At 56.4% G+C, this 16,485-nt stretch carries 15 protein-coding genes; 9 read left to right on the forward strand and 6 right to left on the reverse strand.

Annotation, left to right across the window (positions count from 1 at the left end; genetic code table 11):
* The first annotated feature begins 1 nt into the window (after window position 1).
* On the forward strand, window positions 2–970 hold the full coding sequence (locus B9Z39_RS02400) for a tripartite tricarboxylate transporter substrate binding protein (protein WP_108300575.1): 969 nt from the start codon (window positions 2–4) through the stop codon (window positions 968–970).
* A 24-nt stretch (window positions 971–994) separates the two neighbouring features.
* Here the strand turns inward: B9Z39_RS02400 and B9Z39_RS02405 are convergent, their stop codons facing one another.
* The 3 genes from B9Z39_RS02405 to B9Z39_RS02415 are packed head-to-tail and all read right to left on the reverse strand — an operon-like array spanning window position 995 to window position 3,778.
* Entirely contained in the window at window positions 995–1,996 is a 1,002-nt protein-coding gene (locus B9Z39_RS02405; RefSeq protein WP_100145852.1) for a tripartite tricarboxylate transporter substrate binding protein, read from the reverse strand.
* 17 nt (window positions 1,997–2,013) lie between these two features.
* Window positions 2,014–3,012, reverse strand: a complete 999-nt coding sequence (locus tag B9Z39_RS02410; protein WP_108300576.1) for a tripartite tricarboxylate transporter substrate binding protein — start codon at window positions 3,010–3,012, stop codon at window positions 2,014–2,016.
* Between the two features lie 25 nt (window positions 3,013–3,037).
* Window positions 3,038–3,778 (reverse strand): GntR family transcriptional regulator, encoded by a 741-nt coding sequence (locus tag B9Z39_RS02415; RefSeq protein WP_108300577.1) that lies wholly within the window; start codon window positions 3,776–3,778, stop codon window positions 3,038–3,040.
* Window positions 3,779–3,817: 39 nt separating this feature from the next.
* Here B9Z39_RS02415 and B9Z39_RS02420 point away from each other — a divergent pair, with 39 nt between their 5' ends.
* From B9Z39_RS02420 to B9Z39_RS02430, 3 genes are all read left to right on the forward strand, one after another.
* Window positions 3,818–4,615 (forward strand): amidohydrolase, encoded by a 798-nt coding sequence (locus B9Z39_RS02420; RefSeq protein ID WP_108300578.1) that lies wholly within the window; start codon window positions 3,818–3,820, stop codon window positions 4,613–4,615.
* 76 nt (window positions 4,616–4,691) lie between these two features.
* The gene (locus B9Z39_RS02425) at window positions 4,692–5,354 is read left to right on the forward strand and encodes an RraA family protein (protein ID WP_108300579.1); all 663 of its coding nucleotides are present in this window, start codon (window positions 4,692–4,694) and stop codon (window positions 5,352–5,354) included.
* 1 nt (window position 5,355) lies between these two features.
* The gene (locus tag B9Z39_RS02430; RefSeq protein WP_108300580.1) at window positions 5,356–6,342 is read left to right on the forward strand and encodes a tripartite tricarboxylate transporter substrate binding protein; all 987 of its coding nucleotides are present in this window, start codon (window positions 5,356–5,358) and stop codon (window positions 6,340–6,342) included.
* 11 nt (window positions 6,343–6,353) lie between these two features.
* On the opposite strand, the gene B9Z39_RS02435 is transcribed toward B9Z39_RS02430, so the two are convergent.
* Window positions 6,354–7,067 (reverse strand): YebC/PmpR family DNA-binding transcriptional regulator, encoded by a 714-nt coding sequence (locus tag B9Z39_RS02435; RefSeq protein ID WP_108300581.1) that lies wholly within the window; start codon window positions 7,065–7,067, stop codon window positions 6,354–6,356.
* Between the two features lie 85 nt (window positions 7,068–7,152).
* Window positions 7,153–8,409, reverse strand: a complete 1,257-nt coding sequence (locus B9Z39_RS02440; protein ID WP_108300582.1) for an Hsp70 family protein — start codon at window positions 8,407–8,409, stop codon at window positions 7,153–7,155.
* Between the two features lie 179 nt (window positions 8,410–8,588).
* Here B9Z39_RS02440 and B9Z39_RS02445 point away from each other — a divergent pair, with 179 nt between their 5' ends.
* From B9Z39_RS02445 to B9Z39_RS02465, 5 genes are read left to right on the forward strand one after another with little or no spacing between them, the layout of a single operon-like run.
* Entirely contained in the window at window positions 8,589–8,852 is a 264-nt protein-coding gene (locus B9Z39_RS02445) for a hypothetical protein (RefSeq protein ID WP_108300583.1), read from the forward strand.
* A complete protein-coding gene (locus B9Z39_RS16855) occupies window positions 8,843–9,844 on the forward strand; it encodes a hypothetical protein (RefSeq protein WP_146183261.1) in 1,002 nt (333 codons plus the stop codon). Before B9Z39_RS02445 ends, B9Z39_RS16855 begins: the two co-directional genes overlap by 10 nt.
* Window positions 9,841–11,061: a hypothetical protein gene (locus tag B9Z39_RS02455; protein ID WP_108300584.1), complete on the forward strand. Its 1,221-nt coding sequence runs from the start codon at window positions 9,841–9,843 to the stop codon at window positions 11,059–11,061. Before B9Z39_RS16855 ends, B9Z39_RS02455 begins: the two co-directional genes overlap by 4 nt.
* Window positions 11,058–11,645 (forward strand): DUF5625 family protein, encoded by a 588-nt coding sequence (locus B9Z39_RS02460; RefSeq protein WP_108300585.1) that lies wholly within the window; start codon window positions 11,058–11,060, stop codon window positions 11,643–11,645. Before B9Z39_RS02455 ends, B9Z39_RS02460 begins: the two co-directional genes overlap by 4 nt.
* Before the next feature lie 9 nt (window positions 11,646–11,654).
* Window positions 11,655–15,614, forward strand: coding sequence for a calcium-binding protein (locus B9Z39_RS02465; RefSeq protein WP_108300586.1), 3,960 nt, complete (start codon window positions 11,655–11,657; stop codon window positions 15,612–15,614).
* A 19-nt stretch (window positions 15,615–15,633) separates the two neighbouring features.
* Here the strand turns inward: B9Z39_RS02465 and B9Z39_RS02470 are convergent, their stop codons facing one another.
* Window positions 15,634–16,338, reverse strand: coding sequence for a mobilization protein (locus tag B9Z39_RS02470; protein WP_100148222.1), 705 nt, complete (start codon window positions 16,336–16,338; stop codon window positions 15,634–15,636).
* Window positions 16,339–16,485 lie beyond the last annotated feature (147 nt).

A 16,485-nucleotide genomic window follows, 5' to 3' on the forward strand; every position in this document is an offset into this window, starting at 1 on the left:
GATGATGTCCAGAATGAAAAAACTGCTGTGTTTGGCTTTTGCTTTAACAGCCGGGTTGGCTTCAGCGCAAGGAAAATTTCCAGATGGCACGATCAAAATGATCGTGCCATTTGCGCCTGGTGGCGGGGTAGACAACGCCGCGCGTTTGATTGCCAAGCAGATGCAGACCGGCTTGAACGTCTCCATCATTGTGGAGAACCGACCCGGTGCCAACGGGGCCATCGGTGGCAAGTTTGTGCAGACCTCGGCGCCCGATGGCATGACGCTGCTGTTCTCGGCCTCAACGCATGCACTTGCCAAGTTGGTCACGGCCAACCCGCCTTATGACCCATGGACCGACTTCGCCTATGTGGCGCGCGTGGGCGAAGCCCCGTTGCTGATGGTGATCTCGCCCAATTTGCCGCAGACCAAACTCAAAGAGGTGATGGACGCTGCCCGACAAAACCCCGACAAATGGACGGCGGGCTTGCCTGCTTTGGGGGCTGCCAGCCATCTGGGTACCTTGATGTTTGCCAAGCAAGGCAACCTGAATTTGGCGACCGTGGTTTACAAAGGAACTGCTCCCGCGCTGACCGATGTGGCGGGTGGGCACACACAAATTTTGATGGACTCGATCATTTCGCTGCAAGGCATGGCCAAGAGCGGCAAAGTCAAACCCATCATCGTGACCACCACCAAGCGCAGCTCGGTGATGCCCAATGTGCCCACGGCGGTGGAGAGTGGTTTTCCGAAGTTTGTCACCGAGTCGTGGTACGGCATCTGGGCACCGAAAGGCACGCCGGACGATCGGGTGCAAATTCTCAACAAAGCGGCTAACGAGGCCGTGCGACAACTCACCAAGTCGGGGGCTTTCGAGCAACTGGGGATTGAACCGATTACCGAATCGACCGATGAGTTTCGCAAATACACCAACACCTACATCACCGACAACGCCGAGTTGTTGAAAGGTGCGGGCTTCAAACCCGAGTGAACGCGGCGCTCACGCGCCACAGGTTCACAGCCCCTCGGGTTTGATTTGAGCGCGGGCAATCACCGGCTTCCAGCGTGCTTGCTCTTGCTTGATGAAGGCCTCAAACTCGGCCCCCGTGTTGCCCACAGCCAGCGCGGTGTCTTGGCTGAGCTTGTCATGCACCAGCTTGCTGCGGGCTGCAGCCACGGCTTCTTTTTCTAATTTGTCGATGTTGGCTTTGTGCATCTTGCTGGGGGCCATCAAGCCGTACCACTGGGTCATCTCAAAACCTTTGTAGCCTTGCTCGGCCACGGTGGCGACATCGGGCAACTGGGGCAGTCGGGTGCTGGTGCCCGTGGCGATGCAACGCAATTTGCCTGCTTTGATGAATGGCAGCAGTGCCGGCGCACCCACCGCGGCGGCTTGTAGGCGGCCAGCCATCAGGTCGGTCAGCATGGGGCCGGTGCCACGGTAAGGCACGTGCAGCATGAAGGTGTCGGTGGCCATCTTGAGGTATTCAAACGCCAGGTGTCCCGCGCTGCCGTTGCCCGCCGAGCCGTAATTGAGCTGGCCGGGTTTGGACTTGGCGTACGCCACAAACTCTTTGAGGTTTTTCACCGGCAGGTCGGGGTGCACCACATACAAGCTGGGCACCTTGGAGATCAGTGTGATGGGCGTGAAGTCTTTGTTGGGGTCGTAGGGCAGTTTGGCAAAGATGTATTGGTTGACCGCCAGGGTGCCAATGTGTCCCAACACCAGAGTGTGTTCATCGGTTGAGTTGGCCACTTCTTGCATGGCAATGTTGCCAGCACCGCCGGGTTTGTTTTCCACAAACACGTTTTGTCCGATGGTCTTGGCTAGCTCGCCCGCCAAGGCGCGTGCCACGATTTCAGAGCTGCCGCCCGGCGCAAAGGGCACCACCAGGCGTAGAGGTTTGGTGGGCCAGGTGTCTGCGTGCGACAGCAGGGGCGACAGCGCCAATGCCGAGGCCGTGCCGTGTGCCAACCATTGGCGGCGATTCAGAGGGAGGGGGTCATGCCATGGCATAGGTTTCTTTCTTGGGTTTATTCGGTGGTGATGCCACGTTCTTTGATCACGTGACTCCAAAGGTTGACCTGTTGTTGGATGAAGGCCTTGGCTTGATCGGGCGAGCTCTTTTGTATGTCGCCGCCGAGTTGGGCAACCCGGGCGCGCACCTCAGGCGCTTCCAGTGCCTTTTGAAATGCGCTGACCAATTTGGCCACGATGGGCTCAGGGGTGTTGGCGGGGGCAAAGACAGCATTCCACTCGTAGATCTCTGCGCCTGTCAACCCTGACTCTGCCAGTGTGGGCACGTCGGGCAAGATGGCCGAGCGCTTGGCCGAGGTCACTGCCAAGGCCCTCAACTTGCCCGATTGCACATGTTGCAGCGTGGATGCCAAGTTGCCAAAAAACAAAGGCACTTGACCACCCATCACATCGTTGAGGGCCGGGCCACCGCCTTTGTAGGGCACATGCACCATGTCGACTTTGGCGGCCGATTCAAACAAGGCGCCTGCCAAATGCTGGGCCGAGCCGTTGCCCGACGAGGCATACGACACCGCGTCTTTGGCCTTGCGGGCTGTGGCGATCAATTCAGACACGTTCTTGGCCGGGAAATTGGCGTTCACCAACACCACGTTGGGAAACAGCGCCACCACGCCGATGGGCTTGAAGGCTTTCAAACTGTCGTAGGGCAGCTTGGGGTAGAGCGCGGGGTTGGCTGCGAACGACGACGCATCCAGCATCAGCGTGTAGCCATCGGGTGCGGCTTTGGCCACGGCTGAGGCGCCAATCTGACCGCCCGCACCGGGCTTGTTCTCGATGATGACGGCTTGTCCAAGGGCCTCGCCCATCTTGGGCGCAATCAAGCGGGCCATGGCGTCGGCTCCTCCACCTGGGGGATAGGTGACCACCAAGGTCACAGGCTTGGTGGGAAAGCTGGCTTGTGCCATGGCCGTGGAGGCGCTGGCGCAAAGCGCGAGCACGGCCAGAGCCCATGTGCTGCGCCCCAGTCGTTGGGCCGCTGTGGTGTGGTGTGTCATAGGAGTCTCCTCAGGGTGGAATGCGTTAGCGCAGTTGCGCGGTGTACTTGAATGAAAAGGCGTCGCCACGCGTGGTGCGCAATTCGACGCAACGCCCCGCCATGTCAAAGGCCTGGCGTTCGACCAGCACGCAGGGGTGGCCCGCATCGAGTCGCAGCCGTTTGGCTTGGGTGGTGTTGAGCTGGGAGCAGCTCAGGTGGTCTTGTGTGTGCTGTATCACCACGCCGCAGCGGCTTTGGTACATGGGGTAGAGCAAGTGGTCCCAGCGTACGGTGTCGGATTCAGCCAATGCGCCAAAGAGAGGCAGGGGCAACACGATCGTCTCTAGCAAGCATGGTTGCTTGTTCAAACTGCGCAGGCGTTCGAATTGAAAGACATGTGCAGCCGCCTTGTCGATCCCGAAAGCCTGTGCCTCGGCAGTCGTGGCACGGCGCACGCGGCTCGACAGAATGCGCGACTGTGGTGGCTCGCTTTGGCCCTCTGCGCCGCGAAACCGAAAAAACCGCATCATCGAGGCGCCATCGACCCCTTTGGTGACAAAGGTGCCCTTGCCATGGCGGCGTTGCAAAACACCGTCTTCCACCAGCAGTGCCAGCGCTTGTCGGATGGTGCCAAGCGCCACCCCATAGGCTTGTGCCAGTGCAGATTCGGCGGGAATGACTTTGCCCGGGGCCCACTCACCTTGCAAGATGCGTTCGCGCAAAGCGCTGGCCAGCGTGCCGTAGCGGCTTTGTCCGGGGGTGTGTGGCAGCAAGGTGGCGGTCATGGATGAAAGCTAGACATCTAGATGACTAAAATATACCGCATGAACCTGACAGCGCCAAATTTTTTCGTCGATACCCATTTCCATGTCTTTGCAGCCGGCCAGGCCATCGCGGGTGCGCGTTATTTGCCCGCCTACAGCGCCCGTGTGGAAGACTGGATGGCACAGGCGCAGCCGCTGGGCGTGACACATGGTGTGTTGGTGCAACCCAGTTTCTTAGGGGCCGACAACACGCGGCTGGTTCACACCTTGCAGGCTCATCCTGGCGTGTTGCGCGGTGTGGCGGTGGTGGAGCCCAGCACGGGGCGCGACGCCTTGAACCTGCTGCATGCAGCAGGTGTGCGTGGGATACGGCTCAATCTGGCAGGGGTGTCGCATGCGCTGACAGATTGGTCCGCCGCCGATGCGCTGTGGGAGACCATGCTGGCCTTGGGTTGGCACTTGGAAGTGCACACCGACAAGGGCAGCTTGCCGGGCGTGTTGGCGCAGCTGCCCCCGCAGTTGCCAGTGGTGGTGGACCACATGGCCAAGCCCGAGCGGGCACACATGCAAGACCCCACCGTGGCCGCTTTGGTGCGACATGCACAACACAAACCCACCTACATCAAACTCAGTGGTGCCTACCGCTTGGGTGGGGTGGACCCGGTGCAACTGGCGCGCCTGTGGTTGGGGGAGTTGGGCGTTGCCGCCTTGCTATGGGGCAGTGATTGGCCGTGCACCAACCACGAGGCCTTGGCCCAATACAGCACATTGTTTTCATCCTTAGAAGATTGGGTGGGCGCAGCGCACCGTGAGCAGGTCTTAAGTGCTAATGCTCGACAGCTTTATTGGTCTGCGTGAGACGCGTCAAGCACTGAATCTGCTCTGAATGTTTGAGAATACGCACTGAGAGAATTGAGCGAATAAAGGAAATCATATGGCCAACGGAATTTTTATCCACCCACGTCAAGAAGCGTTTGCTGAAGGCGTCCAAGCCTTGCAGGGGCTGCCGTCTTCCGTCATCAGTGACGTGATGGGGCGCCTGGTTGGCACCACCGGCTTGCATCCGGTCAATCGGTCGCAGGTGTCGGTGTGTGGCAACGCCTTCACCGTGCGTGTGCGTGCCGGTGACAACCTGTTGATTCACCAAGCGCTGGACATGCTCAAGCCGGGTGATGTGTTGGTGGTGGACGGTGAGGGCGATGTCTCGCGCGCCTTGGTGGGCGAGATCATGATGACCTCGGCCCGCATGCAAGGCGCACTGGCCTTTGTGATAGACGGTGCCGTGCGTGATGTGGATGCGTTTGAGACCCACCAATTCCCGTGCTGGGCGCGAGGCATCAACCTGCGCGGCCCCTACAAAGAGGGGCCCGGCAGCATCAACTCTCCCGTGAGCGTGGGTGGCATGCTGGTCAACCCGGGTGACATCATCGTGGGGGACGGCGATGGCCTGGTGGCCATCACGCCTGCCGAAGCGCTGGCTGTGGCCAAGAAAGCCCATGACAAAGTGGCCGACGAAAAAGCCACCATCGAAGACATCCTGCATGGCCGTTACTCGTCGGCATGGGTGAGCGTCGCGTTGAAACAAAAAGGAGTCTGAGATGTCTTCACAGCCATTGACTTGCGCCGCTGCTTGGGGCCGTCGCCAAGCCATCGCGGTTGCCGCACTTAGCCTCTGTGTCGGTGCTTCGTGGGCCGCTTACCCGGACAAGCCCATCAAAATTTTGGTGCCTTGGGCCGCCGGTGGTGCGACCGACCAAATTGCACGCATGCTGGCCCAGCCGCTGTCGCAAGCCATGGGTGTGCCCGTGGTGGTGGACAACAAAGGCGGTGCCGGCGGTGTGATTGGCACCCAATCGTTTGTCAAAGAAAAAGCCGATGGCTACAGCATTTTGTTGGCCACCAGCTCCACCAACGCAGCGGCACCGCACCTCTACAACAAGCTGGGTTTTGACCCGGTGCATGACTTCACACCTGTGCTGTCCTTGTGTGCCATTCCCAACGTGATGGTGGTGCCCACCAAGTCGCCATGGAGTTCACTCAAAGACATCGTGACGGCGGCCAAGCAGTCGCCCGGTGCCTACACCTATGGCTCGGCGGGCATCGGTGGCTCGCAGCACCTGGCGGGGGCGCAGTTCAAAACGGCGGCTGGCATTGACATTCGCCATGTGCCCTACAAAGGCAGTGGCCCCGCAGCGCAAGACCTGATTGCTGGCCACATCGACATGATGATTGACACCGGCTCGCTGGGCAGCATTCGGGGTGGTTTGCTCAAGCCCTTGGCCGTTGCCTCCGCCAAGCGCTTGCCTGCCTTGCCGCAAGTGCCCACGTTCACCGAAGCGGGCACACCCATGATTGCCTCGGCTTGGTATGGCTTGCTGCTGCCAGCCAACGCACCTGCTGAGGTGGTGGAGCGCCTGAATGCCGAGGTCAACAAGTTGCTGAAGGCGCCCGAGATTCGCAACCGTTTGACCGAGATGGGGGCCGAGGTGCTGGGCGGCTCTGCGGCAGACTTTGCCAAATTCACGCTGTCGGAGATCAAGCGTTACGAGGCCATCGTCAAAGACTCTGGCGCGCCCAAAGAGTAATAACCGCGCGTTCAGCCAGCCAGGCCGACGTACACGTTTTGCACATCGTCGTTGTCGTCGATGGCGGCCAAAAACGCTTCCACTTCTTCCAGGTCTTGCGCGCTCAGGCTGGTGGGATCGATTGGGTTTTTGGGTTTGTAGCCCAGCTTGGCCGACAACACGGTGAAGCCTTGTGCGGGCAGGGCGCGGCTGACCAGGTCAAGGTCGGTGGGGTCGGTCAAGAACAAGGTGGTGCCTTCTTCGCTGCCGGGTTCTAGGTCTTGCGCACCGGCTTCAATGGCTGCCATCTCGGCGTCTGCACCAGGGGTGGCAGGTTCGGCTTCGATCATGCCCACGTGGTCAAAGTCCCAGGCCACTGAGCCTGAAGTGCCGAGCTGTCCTTTGCGAAACAGCACGCGCATTTCAGATGCGGCGCGGTTCACGTTGTCGGTCAGGCACTCCACCATCACCGCCACGCGATGGGGGGCGAAACCTTCGTACATGACGTGTTCAAAATGCACCACTTCACCTGTGAGGCCAGCGCCCTTTTTGATGGCGCGGTCCAGCGTGTCTTTGGGCATGGATACTTTGCGCGCTTGTTCCAGCACCAGGCGCAAGCGGGCATTGGCGGCCGGGTCGGCACCGTTGCGCGCGGCAATCATGATGTCTTTTGCCAATTTGCCAAACATGCGGCCTTTGGCATTGGCCGCCACGTCTTTGTGTTTTGCTTTCCACTGAGCACCCATGTCAGGTCTTCCTTTGTCGGTGAGGCGCGTCTGCTTGCAGGCGCGGATTTGGATAGGGGGTCATTGGACCACGGTCGTGCCGGCGTCAAGCACGGCTGTAGGCCAGGCCTGAGGCAACGCCGCCAAACAAGTCGCCTTCGACCAGTGCAACGCCTGCAAATTCGGTTTGCAGCGCTTGCTGAAAAGGCCGCAAAGCCGACGAGCCACCCGTCAGGTAAACAGCGTCCAGCGATGCGTCACGCAGTCCTGCTTCTTGCACACATTCGCGTGCACAGGCCACCACACGTGCCAGCAGACTGGCCAGGTGGTCATGCAGGTCGCTCACGCGCAGGGAGGTGCTCAAGCCAGCTTCGATGCACGACACATCGATGGTGGTGTCGCCGCTGAGTTGTGAACAACGAATCTTGGCTTGCTCCACCTCGTGGGCCAGGTGGTGGCCATGGCGCTGGTTGAGCACGTGCATCAAGCGGCGGTGCAAGGCCTCGTCGCTGTAGTTGGTGCGCAGGGCTTGGGCCTGTGCCAGGGCGCGGGGTTGGTAGAGCCAATGGATCAAGTGCCAGGTGGACAAATCAAAGAACACGCGGCTGGGCACCTCACGCTGTTGCGCGCCCAGGTGCCGGTAGCCCAGCAAGGGCATGACGTGTTCGAGGCTGAGTTGTTGGTCAAAGTCGGTGCCGCCAATGTGCACGCCACGGGTGGCCAACACATCGGCGGTGCGCTCGGGGCGCGTCATGCGCTCAGGCCCCAGACGCACCACGGTGAAGTCGGAGGTGCCCCCGCCAATGTCGGCCACCAACACCACGCACTCGCGGGTCAGGCGACGTTCGTAGTCCAAGGCTGCTGCAATGGGTTCTAACTGAAACGACACCTCGTCAAACCCCACCGACTGCGCCGCTTGCAGCAGCGAGGCTTGGGCTTGTGCGTCGCGCACGGGGTCGTCGTCCACAAAATGCACGGGACGCCCCATCACCACGTGGCGGGGCGTGACGCCCAGCGACTGTGTGGCGCGTTCGCGCAGCGTGGCCAAGAAGGTGGCAATGATGTCTTGAAAGCTCACTGCGCGGTGGTTGACCACGGTGGTCTCTTGCAGCAGTGCGCTGCCCAGCAGGCTTTTGAGAGAGCGCATCAAGCGCCCCTCGGTGCCTTCAAGGTAATGGGTGATGGCTTCGCGGCCAAAGTGTGTGCTGTCGGTCTCGGCGTTGTAGAACACCGCAGTGGGCATGGCGGTGGCAGTGCCTTCTAGAGGCAGCAAGCGTGCGTGGCCGTCAAGGGAAGCCCAAGCGATGGCGGAATTGGAAGTGCCGAAGTCAATGCCGAGTGTTCCTGGGCGGGAGGGAGTCATGGGGGGAGGCCTAGATGATGAAGAAAACCAAATAGATTTTATGTATTCGATGGTTTTGTTATTTCGGTTGAGAACATTCAAAGTGCCGCCTTAAAAACGCTCGCTCAATGCGATTATTCTTTTGCCAAGTAATGGGAGATGAATGTGTTTCTTGTTCCGTTAATTTCTTTGGGGATGCGATGTTGACCTTCTTGTCTGTTATTTCAGGTGTGATTGCTAATACCAAAGCAGACGGCAGCACACAACAGATGGACGATGTGTGGTTCAGCGTGGACACGGCGCGTACGGTCAACCTCAACACGGTGACGGTGACGGTGACGGTGACGGTGACGGTGAGCGATGAGATTGCGGCCTTGCCAGAGCTGCTGGGCATGGGCAATGTGGCGAGTTTGCGGCAGGCCATGGCGCAAGAAAGTGGATGGAGGAAATTTGCATGCGTTTAAAAAAATATTTTCTATTTGCCTCTATCAGCATGCTGCTGGGGGCATGTGATGTTGGAAAACCTCAATACCCAAGCAGAGATGCTGCGTTGCCTGTTGAACCCACCATCAGCAGCGATGGCAAGTTACTGGTAGTACTTGATCGCACGGGGCAAGAGACGCCACGCCTGCGTATTAAGTGGCTAGATCGCGAAGAGCCTTGGTTAGAGGTAGCTGCACCCAAATACGCTAGCAGTATCCGTTTTGGTTTAACGGGTTACAACTTGCTGCTCACCCACGCCAGGCCAGGACCAAAAGGCGCATCACAACTTAGTCGCTGGGATGCGAGCAACCCGACCAAACCCTCAGAGATTCTGTTTGAGGGGACCCACATTGAGTTTCCCGTGGAGGTCAAACCTGGACAGGTACTGGTTCGCATGTGTCCACAACCTCCGGGAGAGAAGGCTTGCGACAGAGGTCATGGTTTGGTTTGGGCATTGATTCAAGACAAGCAAGCAAGCCCCATCAAAGAAACTTTAGGCATGTTGCCTTTGGGCACGCCTAACGTGGTTGCAGATGGGTTTTTTTGGAGTCTGGACCGCGTGCTCAGCGCACCTACTCCCGCAAAACCTAATCCCACACAAATCATTTCATACGGTTTTCCTGGCAAAGAAGCACCCCAGTTGGATGTATCAGTGCTTGATTCAAAAACAGGTCGTATGAAATGCGACCAAAAAATACACCGTTGCCTGATCAATTACCTGACTGACGAACGCATCAATGGTCAGACATATGTTTATGGGTTCAAGATTTTGAATGGTGCCAATACATGTGTGCTGTCAGAGATCAAAGGCTACCAAGACTATTTCTCAGTCACACCAGATGGTCGCGCAGCGGTCATGTCCCTTTCTCGTGTATCTGAAGAGCCACGTCATGTGGTTGTTTTGCGTTTTACCCCTGGCCAATGTGAGCCTACCTCGATTCAGCACATTCAATTCAAGGAGAGCAGCAAATGAGCAATACCGAATTCGTGACCGTGCAATGGCAAAACAACCCTTACAGCGACGGCGCCATCGACAATACGATCGGCACTTGGACTTACGGCAATTGGGGTGGTCAAGGCTGGTCGGGTGGCAAGTTTTTGAAGCCTGGTGAAAGGCCCGACTTTGAAAACGTTCTTGGGAAAAATGATTTAGACAACATTTTTAAAATTCATGATAAAAGTTACTGGGATATACAACAAGCGTGGGAGACTTCTGGCAAAACCTCGGCAGATATTGCCCAGTATTGGCAAAGCACTATGGCAGCCGACAATGCCATGCGTGAGAGTATTAAAGAACTTAAATTGAATAACGGTTGGGGGGATACACCGCTTGGTAGTGATGTTCCCGACTTTAATATGGCCAATGCTGCACTACAAGCTGAGCGTGCATTTGCTTTAAAGAATTTCAATAACTTGGCGGCGCTCCAGAATTTAAAAAATCCTGATGGCATTAGCGACGACCCCTACAGCGGCGACCCCTTCACCGGTTTGCCCTGGGCAGGACAAAGCTACGAAACCCTCCTAACCAATCTAGAAACCCGCTTCCAACAAGCCGAAGTCACCCGCAGCCCCTTGGTGCTCGACCTCGACGGTGACGGCGTAGAAACCACCCTCAGCAGCAAGACAGGCGTGCACTTTGATTTAGACAAGAGCGGCTTTGCAGAGCAAGCGGGGTGGGTGGGCAAAGACGATGGCTTGCTGGTGCGTGACTTGAATGGTGACGGCAAGATCACCCACGGAGGTGAACTGTTTGGCAACCACACCGTGCTTAAAAGCGGCAGCCAAGCGGCCAACGGATTTGAAGCACTCAAAGATCTGGACGACAACAACGACGGCAAGGTAGATGCCAACGACAGCGCCTATGCCAGCTTGCGTGTCTGGAAAGACCTCAACAGCGATGGTGTGACAGAAGACGGCGAGTTGATCACGCTAGAGCAAGCAGGGGTGCAAAGCCTCAACGTGCGGTACACCGACCAAGGCACAAGTGCCACCAAAGACGCACAAGGCAACCAACACCAGCAGTTGGGCAGCTACACCAAAGCAGACGGCAGCACACAACAGATGGACGATGTGTGGTTCAGCGTGGACACGGCGCGCACGGTCAACCTCAACACGGTGACGGTGAGCGATGAGATTGCGGCCTTGCCAGATGTGGCGGACAACGACAAGCATTGGAGACACGCAGCATGAACAAACCGCGATTGATACAACAAGCTGCCCGCGACGATTGCACCATCAAAGACAAAGCTCGCCGCGGCTGGCTGGTTTTGTTCAGTGGTGCGTTCTTGTCCACCTTGTGTGGTTGCAAAGACGACCAACCCATCACACCTTTACCCCCATACGGACGAGCACTCGATGTGACTCAAGCTAATACCTTCGTGGAATTTGATATCCGCATTGAAAAGCCGGATCGGTATGACGTGGTGTTAGAGATTTTTACAAAATCAGCAAATGAGCGAGTGCCTAATTCTGTTTGGGAAATACCCGATGCTCATTTCAAAGTCCGTATTCAGTCGGTTTCTGTCGGAGCAGAGATGGTGGTGGTGAAAGAGGTGGTGGGAGATAAAAAACCCTATGGAGTTTTACGTAGGTCGTATTTTTCACCCAGCAGCACAAATGAACCCAACCAGATGAGCATGACGCGATACCTCGTTCATGAACAACCTCTGAACGCAGGTACATACAGCATCCGCTGCGACAACCTTAACCCAATTCCTGTCCTGCAAGGTCGATTGGTCAAAGTAACTGTTGAACCAAAGATTTATCACAAATAAGGAGACACCATGACAACTTACAGCTTCACCATTTACATCACAGGCGCTGGAACAGCCATGCAAGGAGGTGGTACCTCCAACGCTGGACATATGTGGTACAGCCTGAATAGTTCGGCAGGAGAAACAGGCTCTTATGGATTCGCGCCTAAAGATGTAAAAGACACAGGATTACCTGTTCTGGGGCGCATTGTTGACGACGACATCAGTAGCTACATCAACCCTGCCTACAGCAAAACGATGACTCTTACAGAGACGGAGTACAACCGCCTCAAAGAATTTGGCGATTTTCCGTTTGCACACGGTTTTGATAGCACCTATTGGGCACCGACTAACAGTTGTGTGGACTTTGTCTGGAAAGCGTTGGAATTTGCGGGCTTTAATCCAAGCATGCATCAAGGCAGTTTGCTGCCGCTAGACAACCGAGATGATCTTCAAAGGTTCATGAATCTGCCGCAAGGTGAGCAACTGCAATTGACCAAGTGGCTGACCGAACTGTTTCCTGTTACCGGCATATCTTGGACCAATGAAAGCTACGAAACCCTCATCACCCAACTACAAACCAGCTTCAAATTAGCTGAAGTTACTATGTCTCCGCTGGTGCTCGACCTCGACGGTGACGGCGTAGAAACCACCACCAGCAGCAAGACAGGCGTGCACTTTGATTTAGACAAGAGCGGCTTTGCAGAGCAAGCGGGGTGGGTGGGCAAAGACGATGGTTTGCTGGTGCGTGACTTGAATGGTGACGGCAAGATCACCCACGGAGGTGAACTGTTTGGCAACCACACCGTGCTTAAAAGCGGCAGCCAAGTGGCCAACGGATTTGAAGCACTCAAAGACCTGGACGACAACAACGACGGCAAGGTAGATGCTAACGACAGCGCCTATGCCAGCTTGCGTGTCTGGAAAGACCTCAACAGCGACGGCGTGACCGAAGACGGCGAGTTGATCACGCTAGAGCAAGCGGGGGTGCAAAGCCTCAACGTGCGCTACACCGACCAAGGCACCGGTGCCACCAAAGACGCACAAGGCAACCAACACCAGCAGTTGGGCAGCTACACCAAAGCAGATGGCAGCACACAACAGATGGACGATGTGTGGTTCAGCGTGGACACGGCGCACACGGTCAACCTGAATACGGTGACGGTGAGCGATGAAATTGCGGCTTTGCCAGATGTGGCGGGCATGGGCAACTTATGCAGCCTGCACCAGGCGATGGCGCGCGATGAGAGCGGGCAACTGAAAGCGCTGGTGGCGCAGTGGCAAAGCAGCAGCGATAAAACACAAGATGCGGTGCTGGATAACTTGATCTACCACTGGGCGGGAGTGCAAGATGTGGACCCGTCCAGTCGAGGTGTCTACTTTGGTGATGCGCGCAAGCTGGAAGTAGTCGAAATGATGGCCGGGAAAGAATACTTTCAAATGGGTTGGTGGTCGGATCCCGAACCAGATGCATCGGTCGTGCTACTTTCAATCTACGACCAAGTCAAAGCCTACACCTTGCAAACTTTGTATTGGCAAACCGACGCACAACCTTTACTGGAAAATCTTAGTTTGCAGTGGGTTGAGGCTGACCCGACGGCTGAAGTAGGCAGCGCTGCAGCCAGCGCACATTTCGTGTGGGATGTTTCTGCATTGACAGAGGCACTTTATGAACGCTTTGCTACAGAGGAGCTGAACCAAGCAGCGCAAGAGTTTTTATGTTTTCAACAGGGGTTGAAAGATCACGGTGGAGACGAGCTGGTTAACGCTCTGCGTAGCCAAGCCTCTCAATACACTGACAAAGACAACCCCTTCTTTGCACTGCTGTTGAGAAGTCCATCGGAAGAGTTGAAAACGGGGACAAGTCTTGCGGATACGCTAATTGCAAACGACAGCAATGCAACTGTTCTGCTTGGTTTCAGCGGTAATGATCACTTGTATGGTGCAAGCAAGGATGACGTGCTGGATGGCGGCGAAGGCAACGACAGCTTGGATGCAGGCAACGGCAACGACACACTCACAGGAGGCACAGGTGCCGACACACTCTACGGCAGTTACGGCAATGACACCTATGTGTTTAACCAAGGCGATAGTGCGGACACGATCTATGACTATGACTACACGGCAGGCAATATCGACACCTTGCAGTTAGGGGCTGGTTTGCTGGCAGGTGATGTCACGGTGGGTCGAGTGAGCAACGACTTGAAGCTGAGCTGGGGCACGGACTCGGTGACGATACAAAACTACTTCAGCGGCACGTATTACCAAGTGGAGAAGATCAGCTTTGCAGACGGCACAACATGGGGCGTGGCCGATGTTGCGGGCAAGCTCACGCAAAACGGTACAGCATATGCAGACTATATGTATGGCTTGAACGACTACGCCAACCGGATGAATGGATTGGGTGGCAACGACTACATATCGGGTGGTGGCAAAGACGATGTGCTGGATGGCGGCGAAGGTAATGACGTTTTAGACAGTGGTTACGGCAACGACACGCTCACAGGTGGCACGGGCAACGATGCACTCTATGGGGGTTACGGCAACGACACCTATGTGTTCAACCAAGGCGATAGTGCGGACACGATCTACGACTATGACTACACGGCAGGCAATATCGACACCTTGCAGTTAGGGGCTGGTTTGCTGGCAGGTGATGTCACGGTAGGTCGAGTGAGTAACGACTTGACCTTGAGCTGGGGCACGGATTCGGTGACAGTGCTGAAATACTTCAGCAGCACGTATTACCAAGTGGAGAAGATCAGCTTCGCAGACGGCACAACATGGGGCGTGGCCGATGTTGCGGGCAAGCTCACGCAAAACGGCACAGCATATGCAGACTATATGTATGGCTTGAACGACTATGCCAACCGGATGAACGGCTTGGGTGGCAACGACTATCTGTACGGGGGTAACCAAGACGATGTGATGAATGGCGGCGAAGGCAACGACAGCTTAGATGCGGGAAATGGCAACGACACGCTCACAGGTGGCACAGGTGCCGACACACTCTACGGCGGCTACGGCAACGACACCTATGTGTTCAACCAAGGCGATGGTGCGGACACGATTTATGACGTGGAGTACACGGCAGGCAATGTCGATACCTTGCAGTTGGGTGCTGCTTTACTGGTAACGGATACGACGTTGGATCGAATCGGGAGTGACCTCAAGCTAAGTTGGGGCGCAGACACGGTAACGGTGCAAAACTACTTCAGCGGCACGTACTACCAAGTGGAGAAGATCAGCTTTGCAGACGGCACAACGTGGGGCATGGTTGATGTTGCGGGCAAGCTCACGCAAAACGGCACAGCATATGCGGACTACATGTATGGCTTGAACGACTACGCCAACCGTATGAATGGCTTGGGTGGCAACGACATGCTGCTCGGGGGCAACCAAGACGATGTGCTGGATGGTGGTGAGGGGAGTGACTACATGTTGGGTTATGTCGGTAATGACACTTACACCATAGACAGTGAGACTGACGTGGTGTACGAGGATTACAACCAAGGTACAGACACGGTTTTGTCTAGCGTGAGTTGCACGCTGGCTTCGAATTGTGAAAATTTATCCTTGACGGGTGTGACAGCCATCAATGGCGTGGGTAATTCACTGAATAACGTGTTGGTGGGCAATGCTGCGGCAAATACCTTGACGGGCGGTACAGGTGCAGATCAATTTGTGTTCAACACAGCGCTAAGCGGTACGAACGTTGACACCATCACAGACTTTTCTCGCTCTGAGGGTGATGTGATTGCATTGAGCAGTGTTGTATTTACCAAGCTTCAAGGCAAAGTCAATTTGTCGAGCTACTTCCGTTTGAGCACGCAAACCCCGCAGGACGATGATGACTACTTGGTTTACAACAGCACCACCGGACAGTTGGCCTACGATGCAACAGGCAATGCCAGTGCGGCGGCAGTGGTGTTCGCGACACTGATTAACAAACCACAAGACTTCACGGCAGCCCAGATGGTGGTGATCTGAGCCGCACCTGCTCTTGCTATTACAGCAAGGGCAGGTTGTCAAACGTGTCGTAGGTTTTCTTCAACCAGTTTTTCACACGTTGGCGCTCTAGCAGCCCAAGGGCATCGTCACTCGTGGGGTGGTTGAGTGCCGCCCAGAAGCTGGCGTTTTGGCGGTCTATCTTGCGCATGCTGGCTTCTTGCAGCTGGCTCAGCGACACCACGCGTGCACCCAACTGCAAGGCTTTTTCCATGGCGCTGGATTGCTCCAGTTGCGAGAAGTCGCTGCCACGCCCGTGGTTTTTGACCACCACATAGTTGGGGCCTTCGCCATAGGTGTCGATGAGTTTGCTCAACATGTCCACCGAGTCTTTGCCGGCGTCGGCGATGTGCCAGAAGTTGACGGTCACGCCCATCTCGGCCATGACGGCAAACAAGTCTGAGTCTGTCACCCAGCGCGCCAAAGGCGCGGCGGTTTGTGCGGCCAGGTCGACGATGACGCTTTGTGTATTGCCCGCAAAGGTTTGCTCTAAGGCGGCAGCGATCAGGTCCAGACTTTCGTAGCTGTCAATGACGACGGGCGACGCAAAGTCTTCGTAAAAGCGGATGAACGAGGTGTGTGATCGGTCGGTGTCGAACCCGGTGAACAAAACGTTTTTGTCGATGAAGTATTGCGCCAGTACCCGTGCGACGACCGACTTGCCCACGCCGCCTTTTTCGCCGCCGATGAAATTGAGAGAGCTCATATGGTTGGAGGTAGTTGAAGTAAAGCCACCAGCGAAGTTGCTTGGCGTTGAAGGATAGCAAGAAGTATGCGCGCAAATGCTGTGCTGCCTATCGTTGGATGGCCCCTATGTGGTGCGCGTGATGCGTTTGTGCACCAAGAGGTGGTG

Source organism: Limnohabitans sp. JirII-29 (genome assembly GCF_003063395.1).
In the GTDB taxonomy this organism is placed as follows: domain Bacteria; phylum Pseudomonadota; class Gammaproteobacteria; order Burkholderiales; family Burkholderiaceae_C; genus Limnohabitans.

What these genes read in the sequence shown, in the direction of transcription:
- B9Z39_RS02400 (WP_108300575.1), top strand. Translation starts at nt 2, where the DNA reads ATGATGTCCAGAATGAAAAAACTGCTGTGTTTGGCTTTTGCTTTAACA.
- B9Z39_RS02405 (WP_100145852.1), bottom strand. Translation starts at nt 1,996, where the DNA reads ATGCCATGGCATGACCCCCTCCCTCTGAATCGCCGCCAATGGTTGGCA.
- B9Z39_RS02410 (WP_108300576.1), bottom strand. Translation starts at nt 3,012, where the DNA reads ATGACACACCACACCACAGCGGCCCAACGACTGGGGCGCAGCACATGG.
- B9Z39_RS02415 (WP_108300577.1), bottom strand. Translation starts at nt 3,778, where the DNA reads ATGACCGCCACCTTGCTGCCACACACCCCCGGACAAAGCCGCTACGGC.
- B9Z39_RS02420 (WP_108300578.1), top strand. Translation starts at nt 3,818, where the DNA reads ATGAACCTGACAGCGCCAAATTTTTTCGTCGATACCCATTTCCATGTC.
- B9Z39_RS02425 (WP_108300579.1), top strand. Translation starts at nt 4,692, where the DNA reads ATGGCCAACGGAATTTTTATCCACCCACGTCAAGAAGCGTTTGCTGAA.
- B9Z39_RS02430 (WP_108300580.1), top strand. Translation starts at nt 5,356, where the DNA reads ATGTCTTCACAGCCATTGACTTGCGCCGCTGCTTGGGGCCGTCGCCAA.
- B9Z39_RS02435 (WP_108300581.1), bottom strand. Translation starts at nt 7,067, where the DNA reads ATGGGTGCTCAGTGGAAAGCAAAACACAAAGACGTGGCGGCCAATGCC.
- B9Z39_RS02440 (WP_108300582.1), bottom strand. Translation starts at nt 8,409, where the DNA reads ATGACTCCCTCCCGCCCAGGAACACTCGGCATTGACTTCGGCACTTCC.
- B9Z39_RS02445 (WP_108300583.1), top strand. Translation starts at nt 8,589, where the DNA reads ATGTTGACCTTCTTGTCTGTTATTTCAGGTGTGATTGCTAATACCAAA.
- B9Z39_RS16855 (WP_146183261.1), top strand. Translation starts at nt 8,843, where the DNA reads ATGCGTTTAAAAAAATATTTTCTATTTGCCTCTATCAGCATGCTGCTG.
- B9Z39_RS02455 (WP_108300584.1), top strand. Translation starts at nt 9,841, where the DNA reads ATGAGCAATACCGAATTCGTGACCGTGCAATGGCAAAACAACCCTTAC.
- B9Z39_RS02460 (WP_108300585.1), top strand. Translation starts at nt 11,058, where the DNA reads ATGAACAAACCGCGATTGATACAACAAGCTGCCCGCGACGATTGCACC.
- B9Z39_RS02465 (WP_108300586.1), top strand. Translation starts at nt 11,655, where the DNA reads ATGACAACTTACAGCTTCACCATTTACATCACAGGCGCTGGAACAGCC.
- B9Z39_RS02470 (WP_100148222.1), bottom strand. Translation starts at nt 16,338, where the DNA reads ATGAGCTCTCTCAATTTCATCGGCGGCGAAAAAGGCGGCGTGGGCAAG.